This window comes from Niabella insulisoli (assembly GCF_039652435.2).
Classification (GTDB): Bacteria; Bacteroidota; Bacteroidia; order Chitinophagales; family Chitinophagaceae; genus Niabella; species Niabella insulamsoli.
Genome location: NZ_CP190246.1, coordinates 2,642,075 through 2,661,738 on the forward strand (window position 1 = coordinate 2,642,075; position 19,664 = coordinate 2,661,738).

General features: G+C 37.7%; 19 protein-coding genes. 7 read left to right on the forward strand and 12 right to left on the reverse strand.

The annotated features are described in order from the left end of the window. Positions 1-63: 63 nt before the first annotated feature. The gene (gene abc-f / locus ABDK00_RS10885) at positions 64-1,650 is read right to left on the reverse strand and encodes a ribosomal protection-like ABC-F family protein (RefSeq protein ID WP_346239232.1); all 1,587 of its coding nucleotides are present in this window, start codon (positions 1,648-1,650) and stop codon (positions 64-66) included. 534 nt (positions 1,651-2,184) lie between these two features. On the opposite strand from abc-f, the gene ABDK00_RS10890 reads away from it, so the two are divergent. Both ABDK00_RS10890 and ABDK00_RS10895 read left to right on the forward strand, forming a co-directional pair. Then, positions 2,185-3,513: a site-specific integrase gene (locus ABDK00_RS10890; protein ID WP_346239233.1), complete on the forward strand. Its 1,329-nt coding sequence runs from the start codon at positions 2,185-2,187 to the stop codon at positions 3,511-3,513. A gap of 2 nt (positions 3,514-3,515) precedes the next feature. Then, positions 3,516-4,472 carry a hypothetical protein gene (locus ABDK00_RS10895; protein WP_346239234.1) on the forward strand — a complete coding sequence of 319 codons (957 nt, stop codon included), beginning with the start codon at positions 3,516-3,518 and terminating at the stop codon, positions 4,470-4,472. A 199-nt stretch (positions 4,473-4,671) separates the two neighbouring features. Here the strand turns inward: ABDK00_RS10895 and ABDK00_RS10900 are convergent, their stop codons facing one another. The 5 genes from ABDK00_RS10900 to ABDK00_RS10920 all read right to left on the reverse strand — a co-directional run bounded on the left by ABDK00_RS10900 (position 4,672) and on the right by ABDK00_RS10920 (position 11,019). Continuing rightward, a complete protein-coding gene (locus ABDK00_RS10900) occupies positions 4,672-5,325 on the reverse strand; it encodes an alpha-ketoglutarate-dependent dioxygenase AlkB (protein ID WP_346239235.1) in 654 nt (217 codons plus the stop codon). A 3-nt stretch (positions 5,326-5,328) separates the two neighbouring features. Then, complete coding sequence (locus ABDK00_RS10905; RefSeq protein WP_346239236.1) at positions 5,329-6,852, reverse strand: class I SAM-dependent methyltransferase; 1,524 nt, start codon at positions 6,850-6,852, stop codon at positions 5,329-5,331. A gap of 1 nt (position 6,853) precedes the next feature. Continuing rightward, entirely contained in the window at positions 6,854-8,638 is a 1,785-nt protein-coding gene (locus ABDK00_RS10910; protein ID WP_346239237.1) for an SAP domain-containing protein, read from the reverse strand. A 12-nt stretch (positions 8,639-8,650) separates the two neighbouring features. Next, positions 8,651-9,730 carry an ATP-binding domain-containing protein gene (locus ABDK00_RS10915; protein WP_428400326.1) on the reverse strand — a complete coding sequence of 360 codons (1,080 nt, stop codon included), beginning with the start codon at positions 9,728-9,730 and terminating at the stop codon, positions 8,651-8,653. A gap of 509 nt (positions 9,731-10,239) precedes the next feature. Next, on the reverse strand, positions 10,240-11,019 hold the full coding sequence (locus ABDK00_RS10920) for a hypothetical protein (RefSeq protein WP_346239239.1): 780 nt from the start codon (positions 11,017-11,019) through the stop codon (positions 10,240-10,242). Between the two features lie 192 nt (positions 11,020-11,211). Between ABDK00_RS10920 and ABDK00_RS10925 the strand changes: the two genes are divergently transcribed. The 3 genes from ABDK00_RS10925 (at position 11,212) to ABDK00_RS10935 (ending at position 13,302) form a co-directional block, all read left to right on the forward strand. Continuing rightward, positions 11,212-11,454, forward strand: a complete 243-nt coding sequence (locus tag ABDK00_RS10925) for a transposase (RefSeq protein WP_346239240.1) — start codon at positions 11,212-11,214, stop codon at positions 11,452-11,454. A 478-nt stretch (positions 11,455-11,932) separates the two neighbouring features. Further along, the gene (locus tag ABDK00_RS10930) at positions 11,933-12,250 is read left to right on the forward strand and encodes a transposase (RefSeq protein WP_346239625.1); all 318 of its coding nucleotides are present in this window, start codon (positions 11,933-11,935) and stop codon (positions 12,248-12,250) included. Beyond that, positions 12,247-13,302 (forward strand): IS3 family transposase, encoded by a 1,056-nt coding sequence (locus ABDK00_RS10935; protein ID WP_428400327.1) that lies wholly within the window; start codon positions 12,247-12,249, stop codon positions 13,300-13,302. The genes ABDK00_RS10930 and ABDK00_RS10935 overlap by 4 nt, the downstream gene beginning before the upstream one ends. Before the next feature lie 658 nt (positions 13,303-13,960). Here the strand turns inward: ABDK00_RS10935 and ABDK00_RS10940 are convergent. Continuing rightward, the gene (locus ABDK00_RS10940) at positions 13,961-14,341 is read right to left on the reverse strand and encodes a helix-turn-helix transcriptional regulator (protein ID WP_346237362.1); all 381 of its coding nucleotides are present in this window, start codon (positions 14,339-14,341) and stop codon (positions 13,961-13,963) included. Positions 14,342-14,460: 119 nt separating this feature from the next. On the opposite strand from ABDK00_RS10940, the gene ABDK00_RS10945 reads away from it, so the two are divergent. Beyond that, positions 14,461-14,898, forward strand: coding sequence for a hypothetical protein (locus ABDK00_RS10945; RefSeq protein WP_346237361.1), 438 nt, complete (start codon positions 14,461-14,463; stop codon positions 14,896-14,898). Between the two features lie 20 nt (positions 14,899-14,918). Further along, positions 14,919-15,368, forward strand: a complete 450-nt coding sequence (locus ABDK00_RS10950; protein WP_346237360.1) for a hypothetical protein — start codon at positions 14,919-14,921, stop codon at positions 15,366-15,368. 53 nt (positions 15,369-15,421) lie between these two features. Here ABDK00_RS10950 and ABDK00_RS10955 read toward each other — a convergent pair whose 3' ends face one another. From ABDK00_RS10955 to ABDK00_RS10975, 5 genes are all read right to left on the reverse strand, one after another. Beyond that, complete coding sequence (locus ABDK00_RS10955) at positions 15,422-15,814, reverse strand: hypothetical protein (protein WP_346237359.1); 393 nt, start codon at positions 15,812-15,814, stop codon at positions 15,422-15,424. Beyond that, positions 15,811-16,620, reverse strand: a complete 810-nt coding sequence (locus ABDK00_RS10960; protein WP_346237358.1) for a relaxase/mobilization nuclease domain-containing protein — start codon at positions 16,618-16,620, stop codon at positions 15,811-15,813. The genes ABDK00_RS10955 and ABDK00_RS10960 overlap by 4 nt, the downstream gene beginning before the upstream one ends. Next, positions 16,617-17,009: a plasmid mobilization protein gene (locus ABDK00_RS10965; protein WP_346237357.1), complete on the reverse strand. Its 393-nt coding sequence runs from the start codon at positions 17,007-17,009 to the stop codon at positions 16,617-16,619. The genes ABDK00_RS10960 and ABDK00_RS10965 overlap by 4 nt, the downstream gene beginning before the upstream one ends. A 324-nt stretch (positions 17,010-17,333) precedes the next feature. Next, on the reverse strand, positions 17,334-18,266 hold the full coding sequence (locus tag ABDK00_RS10970; protein WP_346237356.1) for a toprim domain-containing protein: 933 nt from the start codon (positions 18,264-18,266) through the stop codon (positions 17,334-17,336). 167 nt (positions 18,267-18,433) lie between these two features. After that, entirely contained in the window at positions 18,434-19,663 is a 1,230-nt protein-coding gene (locus ABDK00_RS10975) for a primase-helicase family protein (protein ID WP_346237355.1), read from the reverse strand. Position 19,664: the final 1 nt, after the last annotated feature.

The following is a 19,664-nucleotide window of genomic DNA, read 5'->3' on the forward strand; positions in this document are numbered from 1 at the left end:
TTAAGTTCAAAAAATCACTCTTTTATTACATCTACACCTTTGCTCGCTCGTGCATTTATTTTGTCACAGATGAATCTCCCTTTGAATATTAATCTGCTCCAGGAAGACCTCATCGTGCGATACAACAATGATTGTGCCCTGATATTGATTAATGGCCGATGTCAATATTTCGATGTTCTGAATATCCAAATTATTGGTTGGTTCGTCAAATACAATCAGATCGGGCGACTTACGGTCCAGCGTTAAACAACAAAGCGACAAACGCATCCTCTCGCCGCCACTTAAAACTTCGCATTTTTTATCCCAGTCATTTTTTGTAAACAGGAAACGATGTAACCGGATTTTAACCTCGTGCTCCTCCAATGCTGCTATATTCAACCCTGCCGCCTGTTCATAAACAGTCCTATTGTCGTCAAGTAAAGAATATTCCTGATCCAGATAAACCGCTTTACAGTCTGCGGTGCGCAGCGATCCGGTTTGAGGTCGCAGGTTGCCTAAAATAAGTTGTATTAATGTTGTCTTTCCCGAACCATTCATGCCTTTTAATACAATCCTTTCCCCACTTGTAATTTGAAAATTCAACTGATGCTTCCAGAGTGCCTGATCGTGATAACCATAATTAAGCTGAGTAGCCGTCACCAGCGTTTTTCCCCTGTGCAAGGCCGAGCTATCGAGCCCAAAATTTATTGTGCTGATATCGGGCAGTGAAGATCGTAGTTCGTTTAACTCTTTGTGGATCCCGGCAATTTTTTCGGTGTGAACACTCTTTAATTTTGAGGTGCTCTTTTCAGCGCTATTCCTTAAAGTATTCATCATGATACGCGCTACACCGGCCTTTTCCTGCTTTCCCTTTCCGCGAGCATCCAGCTTTTGCTGCCGCGCTAAAGTTTCCCTTTCCTTAGCTTTGGCCTTTCGCAAAGCCTTTTCTGTATTTTGGACACCCTGAGTCAATGCGGCGTCTTCTATTTTCTTTTGTTCGCTGTAGAAATCAAAGTTACCGCCATAAGTTTTGATGCCAACAGTGTTCAACTCCAAGGTCTTTTGAAAAAGATTCAATAGCCTTCGGTCGTGACTAACGACGATCAGTGTACTTTTAACGGCTTCTACAAAATCATAAAAAAGCAGTCGCGCCGACAGGTCCAAATGATTGGTCGGTTCGTCCATCAAAATCACCTTAGGCTGGTGGATAGCGATGCCGGCCAGAAAAATTTTTGTCTTTTGTCCGCCACTAAGCTTTCCCATTTTTTCGAACAGGTCCAATTCATTTAAGTTCCAGAAATTAAGGGCTTCCTTACACCGTTCCTCAATAGTCCAATCATCATTCAGCAGGGTAAAGTTTTCCTCACTGGTGTTTCCATTCAAAATTTTCCCGAACGCGCTCAGTTTATCTTCGATATTTAAGGCTTGCGCAATGGTAAGATGATTGAATTGCCCGAAGATCTGGGGCATATAGTAAGGCTCAGCCTCGACTTCTATCTGTCCTTCCGAAGGCTGAAGTTCGCCTGCAATGATTTTTAGCAAAGTGGATTTCCCCACACCGTTATTGCCAATTAGCGCAACCTTTTCCATGTTGCCTACGGTCAAATTAAAATCGCTAAAAAGTAGATCTTTATTGGGATGTGCGTATGCAAGATTTTTTAAAATCAACATAATTTCTTTCTTTAAAAATGAATCAATACTGCAGCGATTGAAGCTGCTATCTTGAATGTTTGAAAGAAATTATATTACATCGGGTGTTGCTTGATTTTGTGCCTGCAAATATAAGTATTTTATGTTGGGAACAAGAGATACAAAGGCCCGCTTCGCATCCACCTCAGCATAAATTATAAAAGGGAGCGGTAAAATTCAACAAGTAAAGCCGCAGCCGAGCAATGCTATAAGAGGTCTGCACAATTTCGACTTTGATCGGATAATTTGGGAACCTACGTCATTTTATGCTGATCAATAGGCATTTAATGAAAAAACGGCGTCATTTGTCTTCAAATGACGCCGTTTAGCTTTTTGTCGGGAAGACAGGATTCGAACCTCTTAATTTACACTTATAAAATTTAATATATTATCATATACAATATATTGATTATCAATTAATATTAAGCTTTTATTATTTAGCCTGATTTAATTTTATTAGATAAGATTAAGCATTTCTGTCCGAAATGTGTCCGAAATTTTCGCTAAGTTTGGGTTATGGCATACGTAAATTTTTACCTTGATAAACCCTTCAGTGATGCAAAAAGTAGGACGGAGATTAAACATGTAATCGCAGATTGCAATAAAGCAAAAAAGCATTATCCCAAAAGCATCCTGAATTCCAATCTCACTGCACTGTATTTGTTCTTTACACCTGTAAAAGGCAGCCGCTTAAAAATACGAACGACTATAAAAATTACACCTGAGCATTGGGATTTTCGCAAAGGAAAATACAAGAGTACTGTTCCCGGCAGTTTGGAACTCAATAATGAACTAGAGAATCTTTCATCCAATCTGAAGAAAAAGTTTATCCTCTATAAAGAATCCGGCAGCTCATTATCCGCTGAAGATATAAAGCAGTTCCTGGAAAAATTCATGAACGGCGATGCCGGTAAAAAGGACGGCACTTTGCTGAGAGCCCGGGAAACGTTTTTGGAAAAGAAAATCGGGCTGCTATCAGAAGGTACATTAAAAGAATATAGGACAGTATTTAAAAGTCTCTCAGACTATGAACTGCAAAAAAAACTCACATTAAACTTTTCATCTTTTAATCAATCCTTTTTTGAGAGTTATGAAAAATTCCTGATTGAAAAAAAGAACCCGAAACAAAAAAAAGAAGGTTTGTTAAACGATACTATTGCTAAATACACTGCTACGTTAAAGACCTTTCTGCAATGGGCTTTTGAAAATGGCTTGCACAAGAATAGATCTGCATTCAGCAAAATCAAGACACAGATCAAAAAACGTTCAAAAAACGAAATTGTGGCATTAATGGAACGAGAACTTATGGATTTACTCCATTATGATTTTTCCGGAAATGAGCGCCTGGAGAAAGTGCGTGACCTGTTTTGTTTTGGCTGCTTTACCGGCCAACGATTTTCAGATATTATGAACTTCAGCAAATTGGATTTTGACGGTAAGAAATGGGATTTTATTGCGCTTAAAAACAAAAAGCGGGTTGTGGTTCCCATGACCGGCTTTATTGCCAATGCTGTTCCCATCATAGAAAAGTACAGCAAAGGATTCCCGGTAATTTCTAACCAGAAATTCAACGAATATCTAAAAGAGATCGGCGAAAAAGTGAAAATAAATAATCCGGTAAAGATTGTCCGCTATAGGGGTACACAGCAGCTTGTGTTTACCAGGCCCAAACATGAGTTTATGTCGTCCCACATGGCACGGCGTACTTTTGTAACTTTATCCTTAGAAAAAGGAGTACCGATTACGATTGTTCAAAAGATTACGCAGCATGCCGATTTGAGAACTTTAATCAAATATGAAGCCCATTCCACTGAAGCCCTCTTCCAGTCGTTTAAAAATACATAACCATGAAAATAAAAAACTTTTTGATCAACAGCCGCGCGGGACGATCCTTTCTGACTTCTTTCGGCATGGCGAGTAATAATAATGCCCGATCCTATTTTACCTACAAGATTGGCAACCAGAGTGACCGAAAAGTTGGAGACTATTTTCTGTATTTCAAAAAAGGAAATGTTTCTGCCTGGATCGTGGATAATTTTGCTTTTAACGAAATGGTTAGCTTTGGAGCAACCCACGGAATAGGATTTTTACAATTTCAACTGGAACAATCTGATGATAAAGAGAATTTTTTAAAGTATCTGCAGGCAGCCATTCCCAACAGGAGAAACAATTACTCAAAGTCAAAGCATGAGTTGCTAGACTACTACTTAAGCTGGGTTAACGAACAACTGGCAATTATAAACACCAAAGAATCAAATACGAGAAATCAAAACGATTTTTCTTTTGTGAATAATATCCAGATTCGGAATGAAGCGATCAATATGATTTCGGTTCTCCAACCTCCATCTTTTATTCAAAGTGAATTAGCAGAAATAAAGACGAAATTAAAAGACCTGCATCAAGCAGCAAGTGCTGAAAACAATAACGCATCAGATCTTCCAATCGAAGGTCATGATCAGCTCGCCACAATTATTGAACGATTGGGAGATCTGGAAATAGCGATAGCCCAACTTGGAAATGGCAAAATCGAAACTTTTAGTGAACAGGAGCTAAAGCAATTTGTTTTCTTGCTCCTCGCGTTGCAGACCTATCATCTGGATAACAAATCAGAAAATCCTTATTTTTTTTCACAGCTTTCAAAAGTGGATATTACTGGCCTGTTAAAATCAAATTTTAAATATTTCAATCTGAAGACTCCAAAGACCACCGAAAAAGATGTTTACAAATTTGATGAACAGTTCCTAACACTTGATCTTGAAAAGATCCATAAAGAGTTGAAAAAACTTTTGTTGGATTTTAAGTGAATCAGATCGTTAGGTATATCGCTATGAGGCTTAATTGTGAACGGCTTAATAATTAGAAAAGAAAAAGATATCGATTGGTTTAGAAATCATGCTGACTTAGCCAGTAGCAACAAGGCCGGCTCTTTTGCAAGGTTGGTTTTTGTGTGACGGCTTTGTGTGCCTTGCAAATGTGCCTGACTTGGTGTGTTAGATTAAGTTATCAAAAGTCGCATGTATTCAAAATGACGTTTCTGAAAGTCATCGAAATTCTCAATCTTCTTTCATACTTAACTCCGTTGAAGTTATCTGTCTTTCTAGCTGCAATTCCATGTGTCCATTTATGTCTAGCCTCTCCTGAAATAACTACCAAACTTCGTGGCTCAAGCATGACTTCTATTTTTTCCTTTGTTTTCAAATTAATTAAGTCCATAACACAGTTTGAACCTAAACTCATTGAAATTATTGTTTCACCGAAACAAGGCTCACAGTCAACATGATTAGATATACCCTGCCCAGGCTGGTATTCATTAACAATTAATTGGTCGGGAACTTTTGAAAGATGACCTTTTTGGAATAATCTTTCGCCAAAAGGTTGAGCCCAAAGTGGCAGTTCTCCCAAATACATTGAGTAATCAATTGACCTCGCTTTATAATCATATTTCCATCCATAATGCTGAACACGCCTTTTTAAATCTGTTAGCCAAGTTTCATCGTTTATTGCTTGCCACAATTGTTGATGTTCCTCTTTAGTGATAAATTCAGGAACATATTTTAATCCTGAAACTGTGGCAATAGCAATTGCAGAGTTCAACACTTGCGAATTAGAATCCCTAATAGGTTTAATAATATTTGTATCAAAAATATTGAGCTGCATTTTTTACACTTTGAGAGTCAGTATTTCATAGTAAACATCTTCCTCCCCGGGCTCACGCATTGTTGCTCGGCTTGTTTTATAAGCAACATGAGCAACCTTTTTGTCTGAGTTTATTTCTTCAAATTTTAGTTGTTTTTTGAAATGATGCCAACTTTCATTTCTATCTGCTCGGTCTGGATTCTGAAATATAAAATGTACATTTTTGAATTCAGAAACCAAATTGCTAACAAAATTAGCTAAATTTTCGACAATATCAAACGAAAGATTTGCAAAAAGATAAGAAGCATTGAGAAAAAATGGATTGTTTTTACCTGCAAATTCTACTAACATTTCATGGGGAATATCATTCCAGCTTTTAAAAAATGAAAATTTCGAATCGGTATGAAACAAATCAGATTGTGAAAACTCATTAGCTTTCTCAATCATAGCCTCTGAAATGTCAATTCCGATATATTGTATGCGCAAGGGGCCGCCAGTCTCATTTTGAAACAATTCTGCCATTGCAAGTCCCGAAGTTAATGGACCACAACCTAAGTCAATGAAAATGGGAAAATATTTCTTATCGGTAAATATTTGATGCAAAGACTTCCAAACCTTTTTAAAAACTGCAATCGAAGTAAAGAAATGTTTTTTCATATTAAAATAACAGTAAAGAAGCACTTTGTCTCTTGGTTCAAGTCCTTCATACCTTTCATCAAATTTCGTTTTCCCCCTATCCAAAATGTCATTTAATACAGTCATTTTATCGTAACCCATAAGAACAAGAATGCCTTCTGAATCTTTATGACTTAAAACAGGCTTATTAATGTTGTATTTAAAGTGTCCTTCCATTATTGGGGATGGGTATAATACTGCTAACGCAAGATTCTCAATTTCCAGTCCATGTGGGTAGCGACCAGAAATAAGTTCTTGAATTGATACATGCGCTAAGAAATGAAATTGTCGAATGTTTGCTTCATTAGAAAAATCCTCCTTAAGCTTTTCAAGCTCAGCTAAATAATTTCTCGCTGTGAGTTTATTCTCTGCTTTCTGAAAATAATAAACCAGAAAATCTACTAATTTTTGAGTGTGACTTTCTTCTTCAAGATTTTCCGCTTTTTGTAGTAGGTTGAGTATTTGTGGAAAAAAGTTTATGTAATCAGCTTGTATATCGTCGACATTTTGACTTTGAGACAATGCTTTTAAACGATACTTTACAGATGATTCAGGAAGGTAACTTAACAAATGGTCGATAGTCCCAACTAAACCAAAATGTTCAGCTAATTTTTCAGCAACAACAGCGAGTAAAAATAGAAAGGCATCAAATGGTTCACTGTGATTTCTAGCCTGCTCAAATTCAATGAAAACTGATGAACGTGTAAATTCGCCGAAATAAAAATCGTTATCAAATTTTAGTTCAAGTAGCTCTTCCTTTGATAGAGTGCAAAAAAAATCAGTTAATTCAGCAAGGTTTACTGAAACCCAAGCATCGAAGTTTTCTCTTGATGTTGTTGACCTAAGATGTTGTACAATGTCCGTTAGATTCATACTATTTTTTCTTGCTCTTACTATCTAAATCAATTACATCTTCCAACTCGCTTACGGGGTAGCGACCTTTATTTTTTTTAAGCAAGTCAAGAACATGCCACTTGTCAAGGTTGAAGTACTTCGCAAAAAATGAAGCTAGATACGTTGTGTTCTCAACTTTGTCAGAGTATTGATTTGCGATTCTTTCAAAGACTTTCTCTGTCTTATCTTTTCGAAAAATATTCAAAACCATCTGCCCCATAACAACAGTTGATTTATCAGAATAGTCATATTGATAATTTGACGTTAGCATAATCGATTTTGTATTGTTAACGTCGTCATCCCAATTTAAAAAATCAAAACTATCACTTAGAATTTTTTGATGAGCTGCAAATTGAAATGCAGATTCAACTATAAATCGTTCAAAATAGCTTTCAAGTTTGAATTTTATACTTTGAGTATTACTAGCTAATTGCTCGAATGTGATATCGGAAAATCTAAGATTTGTATCAGCTTTAACCATGTTCTTGTAGCCATAATAAAGACCCAAAAATCCTAAAATATATTCTGCAATATTGAGTGGTGCCACAAATTCATTTTGAATAAAAGTATTTCTCACAGCTTGCTTGTCTGTATGTTGTCTTGATTTGTTTGGAAATTTCGCCAAAAAAAGTAGAGCTAGCGCTGGCAGATTTTGATTTTTTCTAATTACTTCTTTCTGTAGAATTTCCTTATAAGAAATTAGTAGTCTGTCAAGCTGATTAAATAAATGAATTAATTCTTTGATGTCAGCTAATTCCCCATTTTTAGAAAAGTCATTTGCAATTGAGTTTTGTAAAACTTCAATTGCATTATTAATGTCGAATGTTTTATTACTGTAAACCTTTTCAATGACAGATTTAAAAATTACTCTTTGTGCACTGTTAATTTCAATGTTGTGGTAATGCAATAATGGTTTTAAATAAGTATTCTCCTTATAGATGGAAAATTGTTTTATAGGGTTAATTAAATTCAGTGTGCTGAAAAATCCAGGAGAATAATTTTCAAATTTACTTTCTCGTTCAGCATAAATAATGTTTGCGTTTTTTATAAACGCAAACAAACCTAGAACTTTGTCAAATAAGTCAAGTTTGTATTTCCACGCTGAAAGTGTTTCGTTTTTTGGAAGCTTTATTTTGTCAAGTTCAATTTCTTCGAACTTTTCGTTTTCTTCTGGTATAATTTCGCAAATACTACTCGGAATAAAACTATCAGGAAAGGTTTTTGTTGATGAAAGAAAAGTTGCTCTTGCCGTAGCAGTTTTGAAGTAAATTGATTTTACTCTTGAAACGGGAATGGGTTCTGAAACATAATATAGCCCACTGTTGTCAAACTCGGTTGTTTTTATTCCTTTTAATACAAGCTCGACTAAGATATCAGAATTTTCCAATTTGGCTATTGGAGCTCTTCCGACAATAATATACTCTTCAAAAATTGATAAAATATCTTTTGCCCGGTTTTCATTTTTATAAATTTCGCTCTCTTCCAACGCAATAGGATAGAAGTAGCCAAAAGTAAAATAGTTGGATAGATTAGATGATTTTAACTGTAAATAGAAATTGTCATTCATTGAGAATTTTGCTGTTGATCTAGCTCGTTTTATGGAAACCCCATCTTCCATTACGTTTTGACTAAACATATCTCTCTTTAAATCATCTGACCGAAGTAATCTTGAGACCAGATCATTTTTTTTGCCGCTAGTGTCAAGACCTCTCTCCCTGCAGAAGTCTCTCAGTTCGGCTATTTTATGGTCTTTATATTTTTTCATTCTATTTTAAAATTAAAATGGTAAATCGTCCAAAGTAATATTTTGTGGAGGTATTCTTTGGGCTCTATACTCTGATTGCCTAAATTCATAAGAATTATCGGCAAAATCCTCAAAGTAATCTGGCAAATTTGTTCCTGTAAAAGTTAGAAATAAACTTTCTTTTGCTCTTGTACAGCCAATATAGTAATGTTCGGCTGTTTTTTCTTCTGAATTCATTGCTGTATGCATATCTGGCATGATTACAACTTGAAATTCCAAACCCTTAGCAGATTTGTAGGTTGTAACTAAGATATTTTCAATATCGGTCGGCTGGTGTCCGTGATACCATTTGGTCGCAGAAAATCCCATTTGAGTTATCCTTTGATAATGATAATCCACTTCTCTTTGACCATAGAGTAATATTGCAATATTTACGTCTCCAGCGTTTTCGAGAATAACCCTTAATCGATTAAATTTTTCTTCGTCAGATAATGCCTGAATGATAACGGGCATATTCCCTGTCCCTCTTGGCATGAGCTGTAAGGCGATTGGGTTGTTGGCTCTTTCATTGTCTGGCATGAAGTATCGGGCAAAGTTGTAAATTTCAAACGTGTTGCGGTAATTGTATTGTAACGGAATTGGAACTGTATTACGGCTGTTTTCAAGCTCTACCCTAATTGCTGGGGCTAATATTCCTCTTTCGTGAACTCTTTGAGCATTGTCAGCACCTACGGTCATTCGCCTACATTTCGTTAAAAAAGCTTGATAAACCCTAGCTTCAAAATCTTGTCCTTCATCTATAAGAATTTCATCGTACTGAGCTAAATTATGCATTCGACCAATCATGTATTCTGCAGAATGTGTATCATCAAGCCAACCAAATCTTGGTGGATACCAATCATACAATCCAAAAATGCAATTTCTCAGTGCTTCAGTTTGGGCTATATTTTTCAAGCTGACACATAAGAGATTTTGAAAAGTGAGTACAAGAATCTTCTTGTCACTATTTATTAAACGTTCGGCACGCATAATTGTGACGGTCGTTTTGCCACTTCCCGGAACACCAGTAACTAATTGATGGTTGCTGCCATCATAATCTATAGCTTGTATCATTATATTCCCGCCTCTTGACCGTTCAATATCAGCTCTAGAAATTGTATTAAATCGAAACTGGGGCATTTCTGGTTGTTATATATTATAAGTCAATAATAGTACAAAAATAACTAAAAGTATGAGTATGGTATAATTTGGGTGGTGGGTGGGCATGGTTTCGAGTGAAAATATTTTTTTAAAATGTCGAGCAAATGGTCATGATATTCGTCAGCTTGGGTGGGTGGGTTGTGTGTTGGCATTTTTAGCTCTTGGCAAGGTTGGTGGGTTTGGGTTTGTGTGCCTTGCCATGTGGTAAAAAATGCGTTGGGCAGCATAGCAAAGATTTAGGACTTGTCAAACTGGAACGCTGTACCCAAATAGGGTGACACACAACGAACAAATATTTGCGATGCGGCGGCAATGCTTGTTCATCAGTTGAGTTTTGTACTAAAGATAAATAGAAATCCAAAAGTTGAGCCGTTAACTTCCAGCCGCCGTATTGCAAATACACCGTTGGCGGTAGTACTTCACTATCGCATTTTTAATATCCCTTTTTGTTCCCAAAATCTATACTCATTATTATCAGACATTTTAATAACATATAATGTGTCAAAAAACGTCTTTGTAGTCAAATCAAATTTTCGACAAATTAATAAGTCTTCAGATTTTTTTAGAACTGCTAGATTCTTTTCATTACTCAAACATTGATAAGATTTCTGTCCTGCTGCTGTCCCACCACCGAGCAAATAACTCACCGCAGGAAGTACTAGCAAAGTGATGATAAGTAACCACTGATTTCTATTAAATTTTAGATCAAGCAGATTCAACATATCAAAATTTTCATCACGAGACTCTGTAATAGATTCTATAATTTTTTGCTCAAATGATTTTTTGTCCTTGAGTTTAAATAAAAATGCTAAACCCCAAATCAAAAGATTGATCACGATTGCTGTTATAAAAAAAAGCAATATACCCATCCAGCTAAAGGGATATGTATGAAGCATCAAAATTCCAATAACAATCATAAGTCCATTTATAAAGTAAATACCATGTAAGTATCCCCGCTTTGGGTTTTTCAATTGCTTAAAAAAAGGTGCTGCAAGTCCTAAGGTTTTAAACGAAGCAAGTAAGATTGAAGTTATACTTGCTGCAACTACTAATAATCCAGAGATACTTGGAGTGATATAATAGTTGGGAATTTTATATTCACTATAAAACCCGTTTTCAAATTGAAACCAAACAAAATAGATGTAAGCGGATACAGCAGCAAAAATTGTAGTTTGGTTTATAAATTTATTTTCAGTACCCATACTCTAAAGTTTCTAAAAATTCAAGTTAGTATTACCGCCAACGTTTTGGGTATTGCCGAAGGCGGGGAAATATAAGCACAAAAGCTGAAATTTGCACCGCAGTTAGCAAAACCATTTGCTTGTTGCACAACTAAAGATATGCACAGGGTGTGAATAGACAAAATCGAAAATGTGTTTTGTGATTTGAAAAATATGCAAGGTAAAAAGCACCTCATCCCGCAATTGTTTTACAACACGAGTTTGGACAAGCTTCTGCCTGAAGACAATTTTTACAGGATGCTAAATAGTGAGCTGGATCTTCATTTTGTTTATAAAGCCACTTCAAAATATTATGGCAGTGAGGGACAACAAAGCATAGACCCGGTGGTGTTATTCAAAATACTGCTGGTAGGCTATCTCAATAACATCGACAGCGACCGGGTATTGCTACACTAGTGTGCAGACATTTTAAGCATTCGTTTGTTTTTGGGTTATGATCTGGATGAGAAGTTGCACTGGTATTCTACCATCAGCCGTACCCGGCAATTGTATGGTGAAGAGTTAACGCCCGGCGGATGCAAACCGCCAATAAACATGTGTTGATGGCAGCGCTCACCTACAGTTACGCAACGGTTACATTTGTTAGCGGTAGTGCTTTTACAAATGTTCAGCCCTACCCCAATTTCTATTTGGGAAACTTCTGGATTATTATTTTTATGAATACTATAGGGACATTTTCTTTATGCAGCTGATAACAGCTCTTCTTGGATGTTTTTCGTTTCCCTCTGCGGAAATCAAATACATACTCTGAGAAAACTTAGCAATCCATTCAGTACTAATATTTCTTCTACTTCCGTAATGTGGTAATGTCTTAGCCCCCTAAAAGGCTGGACTAAAATTGTAAATTAATTTAGTCACAGTAAATTTAGGAATTATGACGAAAACAAGACGACAGTTTACGCCTGAGGAGAAGTACAGCATCCTTCAGGAAGCAGAGCGGGAAGGGACAACCGAGGTAGCCCGTAAGTACAACTTAGCTCATTCAGTACTTAGTTACTGGAGGAAAAAGTATCTGGCCAAAGGCAAAGACGGTTTAAAGGCCAGTTATAAGAAGGTTGATCCACAGCTCAGAGCTTTGGAGGAAGAGAACGAACGGTTAAAGCGGCTGATAGCTAAACAGGCCATTGAGCTGGAGTTTAAAACCGAGCTTTTAAAAAAAAGCGATGCCCATTATCAGAAACTAAGGAAATGATCGTAGAGTACAAAAGCAAGGTCGGCGTGAATGATCTTTGCCAGTGGGCATCAGTAGCCAGGAGCAGTCTGTATTATCATGCTCATCCTGGTCCAAGAGGGATCAGGCCAAGTACGCACACGATGATAGGTAATTGCGGCCTTGTAGAAAATAGCCTGGTCGTAGACCAGATGCGTGCTATTCTTTCGATGGACTATTGCGTGTATGGTTACCGGAAGATGACCGAAGAGCTGCGTGATCTGGAGTACACGATCAATCCTAAGAAGGTGTATCGTCTAATGAAGGAAAGCCATTTATTATGCGGCAAGCGTATAAAAGTTCAAGGTAAACGCAAATGGGTGGAGCATCGCCGAATTGAGGCAAAGCAACCTATGGAATATCTGTGTCTGGATATCAAATACATCTGGGTTCAGGGCGAAGGCCGCTGGTATTACCAGTTAGCCATAATGGATGTGTTCAGCCGCAGGATCCTGTGCTGGATTTTTCAGCGAAGCGTCCGCCAGACAGATGTAATTGCACTGATGCGATGGCTGGACCTTCGTTTTGGCTTAAAGGGGGTCATCATCCGCAATGACAATGGTTCACAGTTCATCGCCCATAAGGTTCGCGAAGCATTACGGTCAATGGAAGCAAAACAGGAATTTACACACGTGGCCACGCCTGAGGAAAATGCCTATATCGAGGCCTTTCACTCCATCGAGCAGCATGAGTTGATCGAGCGGCATTCTTTTGCAAGCTTCTACGACGCCAAGCAGCACATTGGAAAATATATGCACTGGTATAACCGAAGACGCAAACATGGCGCTATAGGCTTCATTACACCAATGCAAAAATGGGCACAGGGCTTATCCCGAACAGCTGTTAAGGCACTAATGAAGCAAGGGGCGATGTGCTTGTCAAGGCCGGACAGCATGGCTATGAGCGCTGAGTCCGCTTTGTATAGCCTTGACAAGTGCAGCGAACCGGCTTATCTTTGCCTGGACGGTGACCGGGATAACGATGAATTAGTAGCAAACCATTTTGAAAAATCAGTCCAGTTTATAAGGGGTTAAGACAGTAATTGAACAATTGTTAGATTTTGGGAATTGAAGCTATATCTTTCCATATCATCAAATGACTCAACGCCAGCATCACTAGTAAGAATATATCTTTTTCCTTTACTGTTAATTGAATTACTGTGGCAGAAAGATTTCAGGTGAAGCGTCATTTTTTTCATCTACTACATCGCAAGGTTTTAATAATTCTTTTGATTCGTTGATTTGAGAAAAAGTCTTTTGATAATTCTCAACTTTGAGAAAATCAATGTTTGTAAATAACTGAACTTTGTCAGTGTAAAATTCTCTTGATGGAGATAATATCTTTATTTCATTAAAATTGAAACTGCCAGTTAGTGCTTATCTACTTTCAATATTTTATTGTTCACACAATTCATTCAATTCTTGAACCTTTTGAAACGATATATATATGTTCAATATCAGCATCTTCTTATCTCAATGCAGATTGCTTGATATTATGTCGGAGTTCGTCAGAAACGTTTTAATTCGCAGTAGTGTCTTAACATTACCGCTAACTCATATAAATATATGAAAGTTTATTACTCTTGCAATTAGGACAATTATTTTTAAACTTATTAGCTACTTCATACATTATAATAAAATATACAAAATGCGAAAGAGGAAATTCCTTATTTTGGATTCGATTCTCTAACTGTTACTTCATCAGTTTTTGAATCAGATCATCTTTTTCTTTAAGCATACGTTCGTAGAGGTCTACGATTTTGTCCAAGGGGTTAAAAGTGCAGTTATTAAAATTGGGAGAAAAATGACCGTTATTGATACTTCCGTTCTCAAATGTATTAAAGTAGGCTATTGCGGCTTCTTCGTCAAAATTCTTAATGGCTTCCACGGGTACTTTGAGGACGGTAGCTACTTGAAGTAATAGCGGTTCTTCTATCGCTTCCTTTTGTTCCAGCAGTGATATTTTACGTTGGTTCCATTCATCGCCTAGCTCTGTAGCCAAGGCTTCCTGCTTTAGGCCCATCATCTCGCGGAAGCGTCTTACATTGCGGCCCTGGTGTATTGTTTTTTCCATATTCAAAAATCCTTTGTACAAATATAGCTAATATCATTTTGGTAAGGTACCTGCGCGTGCTGCTAAATTATTGTCGTAGCCTATAGGATAGTAATAAGCAATAGCAGAACTTGGTGTGTATGGAACAGCAGCATATCTACAACGAAGACCAGTGGATCAAAACCATCTTCCTGTTAAGTGATATACATGGCTGGCTGCAGGAGGCAGAAAAAAGCTTGTTTTACCAACTGCCCATTGGTTGTAAAAAGAAGCTGCTACGGAATAGCTACTACTTAAGCTGCCAGGCTGTGGCGCATATTCTGGAACGGCATTATTATAAGATCAGCCGTTATCCTAATTGTGGCAAATTCACCGTACCAGTAACAGATATATTAACCTATATAAAAGAGGCTGCTTGCCAACCACCGACGCCTCTTCTCAATTCCGTATATGTTAAGCGCACTCTGGAGGTTGCATCAATAATTGGGTTTGATAAATTAAATAAGCCTGCTAATACGATTACTATTCTTACAAATACTGGCGGTAAAATAATTACCGCCTTCCCTGGGATTTTATAACCTTGAAAAAAAGATATACTATGAGACAAATGGTCCCATCTGCCAGAATGAAAAAGTACAGAAAACAAATCAAGCCTGAACTCGAATGGCAAACCGGAGCATACAATCGGTATGTGGAATGGGAGGGTATGTTGCCTTACTCATTCTTGTTGATGGCAAAACTGGCGGGTGTAACGCCCGATAATATAGTGTCGGATTTTATGGATAATCTATCCTGCGGCGGATGGAAGCGCAAAGGTAGGGAGAAGGCCAGACAGCATTTAGTAGAATATTTTATAGAACACGGTTATGGTCAAAAACATTATAAAGCAAAAGATATTCGAACCATGTTTAGAGAATTGGATGCCATCGGTATGTTATGGCCGGAAAATGGCACTTCAAAATTCACCGGTATGCATGCTAAATGGAGAAATAAATATTACGCCTACTGGTTCGAAAAATGGTATAATAAATTACGAAGAAAAAAATAATTAGCTCCTTAAGCGTAATTGGACATTATTATTCAGTTCAAATTTTCTTTGGATTAAACAAAGGTAATGACTCTCCGAACCAAGACTAACGCTATAGTTAAAATTACCGCCCATTTCAAAATCATCCCGATCACTTTCAAATAGAAATCCCGCTTAAAACTTTCCACTGGGAATAATTGTACCCGCTTTGTATGCGTAACATTTTTGGGTTGAGATTCTATGATATTTTTAATAGCTCCAAAGTAAACTTTTAAAAGATCTGTTACCGGCTTTGTGTCCACCTCCGGCGGCTTTTGATTTTCGATTTTCATTTCCATTTCGGTTAATCGATCAGAAAAGTTTTCGACTGCTTTTGTCAACAGCCCAAGACTCACATTTCCTTCTTTTTGCTCCTTTGCCATTTCTTCCAGTGCAAACAGGAGGCCTTCGTTTAGTTCTTCTTTCATCGTGATAAATAATTTTGTCGTTGTTTAATTTTAATGAACTGCGTTTCTTTCAGCACCTCTTTTTGATTTTGCAGCTCCAATTTTCTTTCGATTGTTTGAAGCGATAAACCCATCTCACTGCCTTTAATTTTCACACCCTTTTCATCAATAAAAGAAATCCCTCTGCTCTTAATTACATCTAACCCCAGCGCTTTAGCATTTTGGCAAAACGCCTCCATGCTTTTTGATTGTGATAATACTTCCATCAACCGGGATTTAATTTGCTGTTTTCGCTGGTCGTTACGGGGGATCTGTTGCTGCTGTTTATGTAAAAATCTCCTGGGACTTAATACTTGTTGAAGTTTAAACTCCCGCTCCATTTTGCGGCAAAACGCTGCCATGCGTTTATAATTATTACTGTCAGAAACATTGGTTCTTCCTGCAAACCCGATGCGGTTGGCGATGATGTGTACATGCTGATGATGGGTGTCTGTATGTTCCACCGCCAGGAACTGGTTTTCATTAAATCCAAACTCTCTTGAAGAGTGCTGTACTATATCTAATAATTGACCTCTTTCAAGCAGTTCTCCTGGTGCCATGCTGAGTGTAATATGAAGTACTGGCCTGGACTGTTTTGCATTCAGTTTTCTGACTTCATTAAACTGTTTGATCAGCTCTTTTTTATTTCCAAAACATTGATTGTAGTATAAAATTTCAGCACGATTTTGAACAATCAGCTTGTCCTTATCCTGCAACATTTTTTTATCTTCCAGGCAGTAACTAATGCATCCTGAAAAACCTTTTCCTATCATCATTTTTCCGATCATGAAATATAATTTTTGATCTGCTGCGCCAGCTCCTTTACCTGGCCTGCCAGAGACTTAAAAGTTGCCCTTTCCAACAACGAAAAATCTTCCAGTCGGTTATTTTTATAGGCCATCGAATTAATGTTTGCTGCCAGGTGATTAAGCCGGGCTGTGAAAGTCAAAACCTCTTTAGGGAGTGTTTTTTGGCGGCTGACAATTTGACTTTTGAGGGCTGCTTCCCGAAGAAATTCAGAAACGGTAAGTTGCACATTCCTGGCTTTTGATTTGATCACTGTTACCTCTATCGCACTGCAAGCTACCCGAAGACGGTAATTTCTTTTAATTGTCTTTGAAGGCCTGCCGCCTTTATTTTTATGGTTATTATTGTTCATGATATTACCTCCTCTCATATTTATCTTATTTTCAAAACAGGCAAAGCCTGCCCCATGAATGCCGCCCTCAAAGCGGTCATGAATGGGCCAGCATGTTCGAAGGGGGCCGAGGTTACGAGCCCACGAGAACATAGCTGGCTCCTAAAATTCTGAATACCCTGATAAGCTCCAACGAGCGTAAATGAACCTGGATGCATTGATTTAAGCTTATTGCTATGTGTTTGAGCTTGTTCATATCCATATAAGCTTTTACCGGAGTTATTCATCTTTATAGCTACTGTATTCCAGCTTATTTAGGTGTGAAAAAAGAAGTGCTTGATAATCGGATACTTCCTGCCAGCCTTAACGGTTCAGCCCCAGACCTCTGCTATATAGCCGTTGCTGTGCGAGGGCTTTTTCTTTCACCAGCCACTCATTGAGGTCTTTGTGTAATCCGTATTTGTGAGAGAGGTCTATAAAGTTTTGAGATCGTTTCAATGCTAAAGAGGTAGCGTGTTTACCGGCACTGTCATTATCCAAAAGCAAATAGACCCTGTCATATTGTTGCATCAAAGGCATGGCCTTATCAAAAAAAGAAAGGGAATTAAGCACCAGAAAATTTGTCAGTTCAGGTAGGATGGCGTGCTGCTTTTCGAGCAGCGAAAGAAAATCAAAAAAGCCTTCCACTACCGCAAGGGATTTTCTTTCCTGCTGGAAAAAACTGAAATCTTTGGGTTTGATCGTGCTTTTAAAACTTCCAGCACTGCGCAACTCGTAGCCGCCGGATTGGTTTTTAAAGCCGATCACCGGGAACTTTTTTTGTCCTGAAGCAAGGGTGATTTCACTACAATATTTGCGCGCAATTGCAAGAGAAATTCCTCTGGATTCAAAATAGTTTTTGAGTTGGTTGTCCTCAATATTTTTGATGCCTAAAATCTGTATTTTAGAAGCTTCTTTTTCCTTTAAATTTTTAGCTAAGCCTGCTTCTAAAAAATGTTGCTGTTGAAAAGAAAAATCAAGAGATTGACTATTGATTTTTTCAAGGAAGCTCGAGACATCGCAATTAAAATAAGTGATGCCAAAATCTATGAGGTTGCCACCTTTTCCCAGGCTATGATCATACCACACATTCAGCTTCCGGTTGATCTTAAAAGAAGGGGTCTTTTCCTGGTGAAAAGGAGAGTAATACCAATAATCATTACCACGCACTTTTGCGGGCCTGATATTTAGTGTTTCCAAGTAAGAAACAAGATCCATCTTTTTTACCTGCTCACAGTTCCATTTTTGAGGGGTCATAGTTTCCTGTTTTTTTGATGATTTGATGAAAAGGGTATTTATCTAACTGGTTCCTAATTATTTAGGCTGTCATCCGAACTGTCATCAAAACATTTCAGTTGTCATCATCACCCTTTTTTGATGACGCTTTGATGACGTTTTTGATGACGGTAATCTTTTGATATTGATTAACTTATAGTGCTGTCATCAAAATCATCAAGATTATTGAGCTTCAGCACCTCTTTTTTTTCGATAGTAAAAAACCTGCCTTTTTGGGTGAACTCATAAATGTTGCCGTCTGTTCCCAGCCGGTATTGCTGATAGGCATTAGAGTTACCTGATGGCCTCAATTGCCAGTCCTGCTGAACGATCTTCCTGATGGCTGTACTATCACGATGGTGAAATCCTTTTTTCTGTAACCAATCTTGTACATCAGTAATACAAAACTGTATCTCGGAAACTTCTTCTCTTGCTTCCAGGATGGTGAGCAGGATCTGGGCTATTTCTACTTCAAGCCGGTTGCGGTTAAAGCGTTTAATATGTTTTAGGGCAGGTGTAGCAATTTGCTCCGGCCGGAACCACATCCGGGTGGTGCGTTTAGTAGACTCTGGTCGTTGGATCAGGTAATGAATAAAGAAGGGTATCTCTTTTTTAAGTTCACCCAAAAGTTCTTTATTATCTTTTTCAAGGGATGGTAATTTTCTGATCCAGTAGCGGATCTCTGAAGCATCGATTTGTATAAAATTGTCTTCATTATTGCTGCAAAGAATGAACTTGCCAAAAAATTCAATTTCCTGCCTGTCCTGTCCTTTGGCTTCGACTTTATAATACCTGGAAGTGCTTAAGCTTTTAATCCGCTCGGAATCTTCTTTTTTATCCAGGAAAGTTTCATCTACACCGATGATTAATTTAGAGGCCCATTCTGCATTAAAGTTGCTCCTGAAATCTTCATTGCTATTGATGGTCATATTATCACCAAAAATGGCTTTGCAGAAATTAAGGAAAGTAGTCTTGCCGGTATTGCGTTCTTTACTCACCAGGCAAAGGATAGGAAGTATCTGTGTAGGATAGAGTAACAGGATCTTAAAATAATCCAAACCTATATCAATTTGTTCGCGGAAAATGTGGTTTAAAAAGACCAGTGTTTGTTTGGGATAACCCGCCTGGGGAGTATGTAAAAATGGGCTGTACTTGTTATAAAACCTGCCCACTTCTCTTTTATAATCCAGGTGGCCCGGAACCAGGCAAAAGCCATCATACTTGGCAACCGAGGACAAAAAATCTTTTCCATGATCCTGCCTGATACAATCCGTTGACCAGGGGAGCAGCATTTCAATTGTATCTCCTGAAGCTAGAGGCTTCTGAACAATCTTAAAATAGCTGGTGCCGATGCGGAGGTAATCATTTGTGATTTCCATG

Excerpts from the sequence above, each read along its gene's own strand:
- ABDK00_RS10920 (WP_346239239.1), bottom strand. The coding sequence starts at position 11,019 with ATGGGTACTGAAAATAAATTTATAAACCAAACTACAATTTTTGCTGCT.
- ABDK00_RS10960 (WP_346237358.1), bottom strand. The coding sequence starts at position 16,620 with ATGATCGGAAAAATGATGATAGGAAAAGGTTTTTCAGGATGCATTAGT.
- ABDK00_RS10965 (WP_346237357.1), bottom strand. The coding sequence starts at position 17,009 with ATGAGAGGAGGTAATATCATGAACAATAATAACCATAAAAATAAAGGC.
- ABDK00_RS10930 (WP_346239625.1), top strand. The coding sequence starts at position 11,933 with ATGACGAAAACAAGACGACAGTTTACGCCTGAGGAGAAGTACAGCATC.
- ABDK00_RS10895 (WP_346239234.1), top strand. The coding sequence starts at position 3,516 with ATGAAAATAAAAAACTTTTTGATCAACAGCCGCGCGGGACGATCCTTT.
- ABDK00_RS10970 (WP_346237356.1), bottom strand. The coding sequence starts at position 18,266 with ATGACCCCTCAAAAATGGAACTGTGAGCAGGTAAAAAAGATGGATCTT.
- ABDK00_RS10910 (WP_346239237.1), bottom strand. The coding sequence starts at position 8,638 with ATGAAAAAATATAAAGACCATAAAATAGCCGAACTGAGAGACTTCTGC.
- abc-f (WP_346239232.1), bottom strand. The coding sequence starts at position 1,650 with ATGTTGATTTTAAAAAATCTTGCATACGCACATCCCAATAAAGATCTA.
- ABDK00_RS10935 (WP_428400327.1), top strand. The coding sequence starts at position 12,247 with ATGATCGTAGAGTACAAAAGCAAGGTCGGCGTGAATGATCTTTGCCAG.
- ABDK00_RS10890 (WP_346239233.1), top strand. The coding sequence starts at position 2,185 with ATGGCATACGTAAATTTTTACCTTGATAAACCCTTCAGTGATGCAAAA.
- ABDK00_RS10940 (WP_346237362.1), bottom strand. The coding sequence starts at position 14,341 with ATGGAAAAAACAATACACCAGGGCCGCAATGTAAGACGCTTCCGCGAG.
- ABDK00_RS10945 (WP_346237361.1), top strand. The coding sequence starts at position 14,461 with ATGGAACAGCAGCATATCTACAACGAAGACCAGTGGATCAAAACCATC.
- ABDK00_RS10955 (WP_346237359.1), bottom strand. The coding sequence starts at position 15,814 with ATGAAAGAAGAACTAAACGAAGGCCTCCTGTTTGCACTGGAAGAAATG.
- ABDK00_RS10900 (WP_346239235.1), bottom strand. The coding sequence starts at position 5,325 with ATGCAGCTCAATATTTTTGATACAAATATTATTAAACCTATTAGGGAT.
- ABDK00_RS10925 (WP_346239240.1), top strand. The coding sequence starts at position 11,212 with ATGCAAGGTAAAAAGCACCTCATCCCGCAATTGTTTTACAACACGAGT.
- ABDK00_RS10975 (WP_346237355.1), bottom strand. The coding sequence starts at position 19,663 with ATGGAAATCACAAATGATTACCTCCGCATCGGCACCAGCTATTTTAAG.
- ABDK00_RS10915 (WP_428400326.1), bottom strand. The coding sequence starts at position 9,730 with ATGATACAAGCTATAGATTATGATGGCAGCAACCATCAATTAGTTACT.
- ABDK00_RS10905 (WP_346239236.1), bottom strand. The coding sequence starts at position 6,852 with ATGAATCTAACGGACATTGTACAACATCTTAGGTCAACAACATCAAGA.
- ABDK00_RS10950 (WP_346237360.1), top strand. The coding sequence starts at position 14,919 with ATGAGACAAATGGTCCCATCTGCCAGAATGAAAAAGTACAGAAAACAA.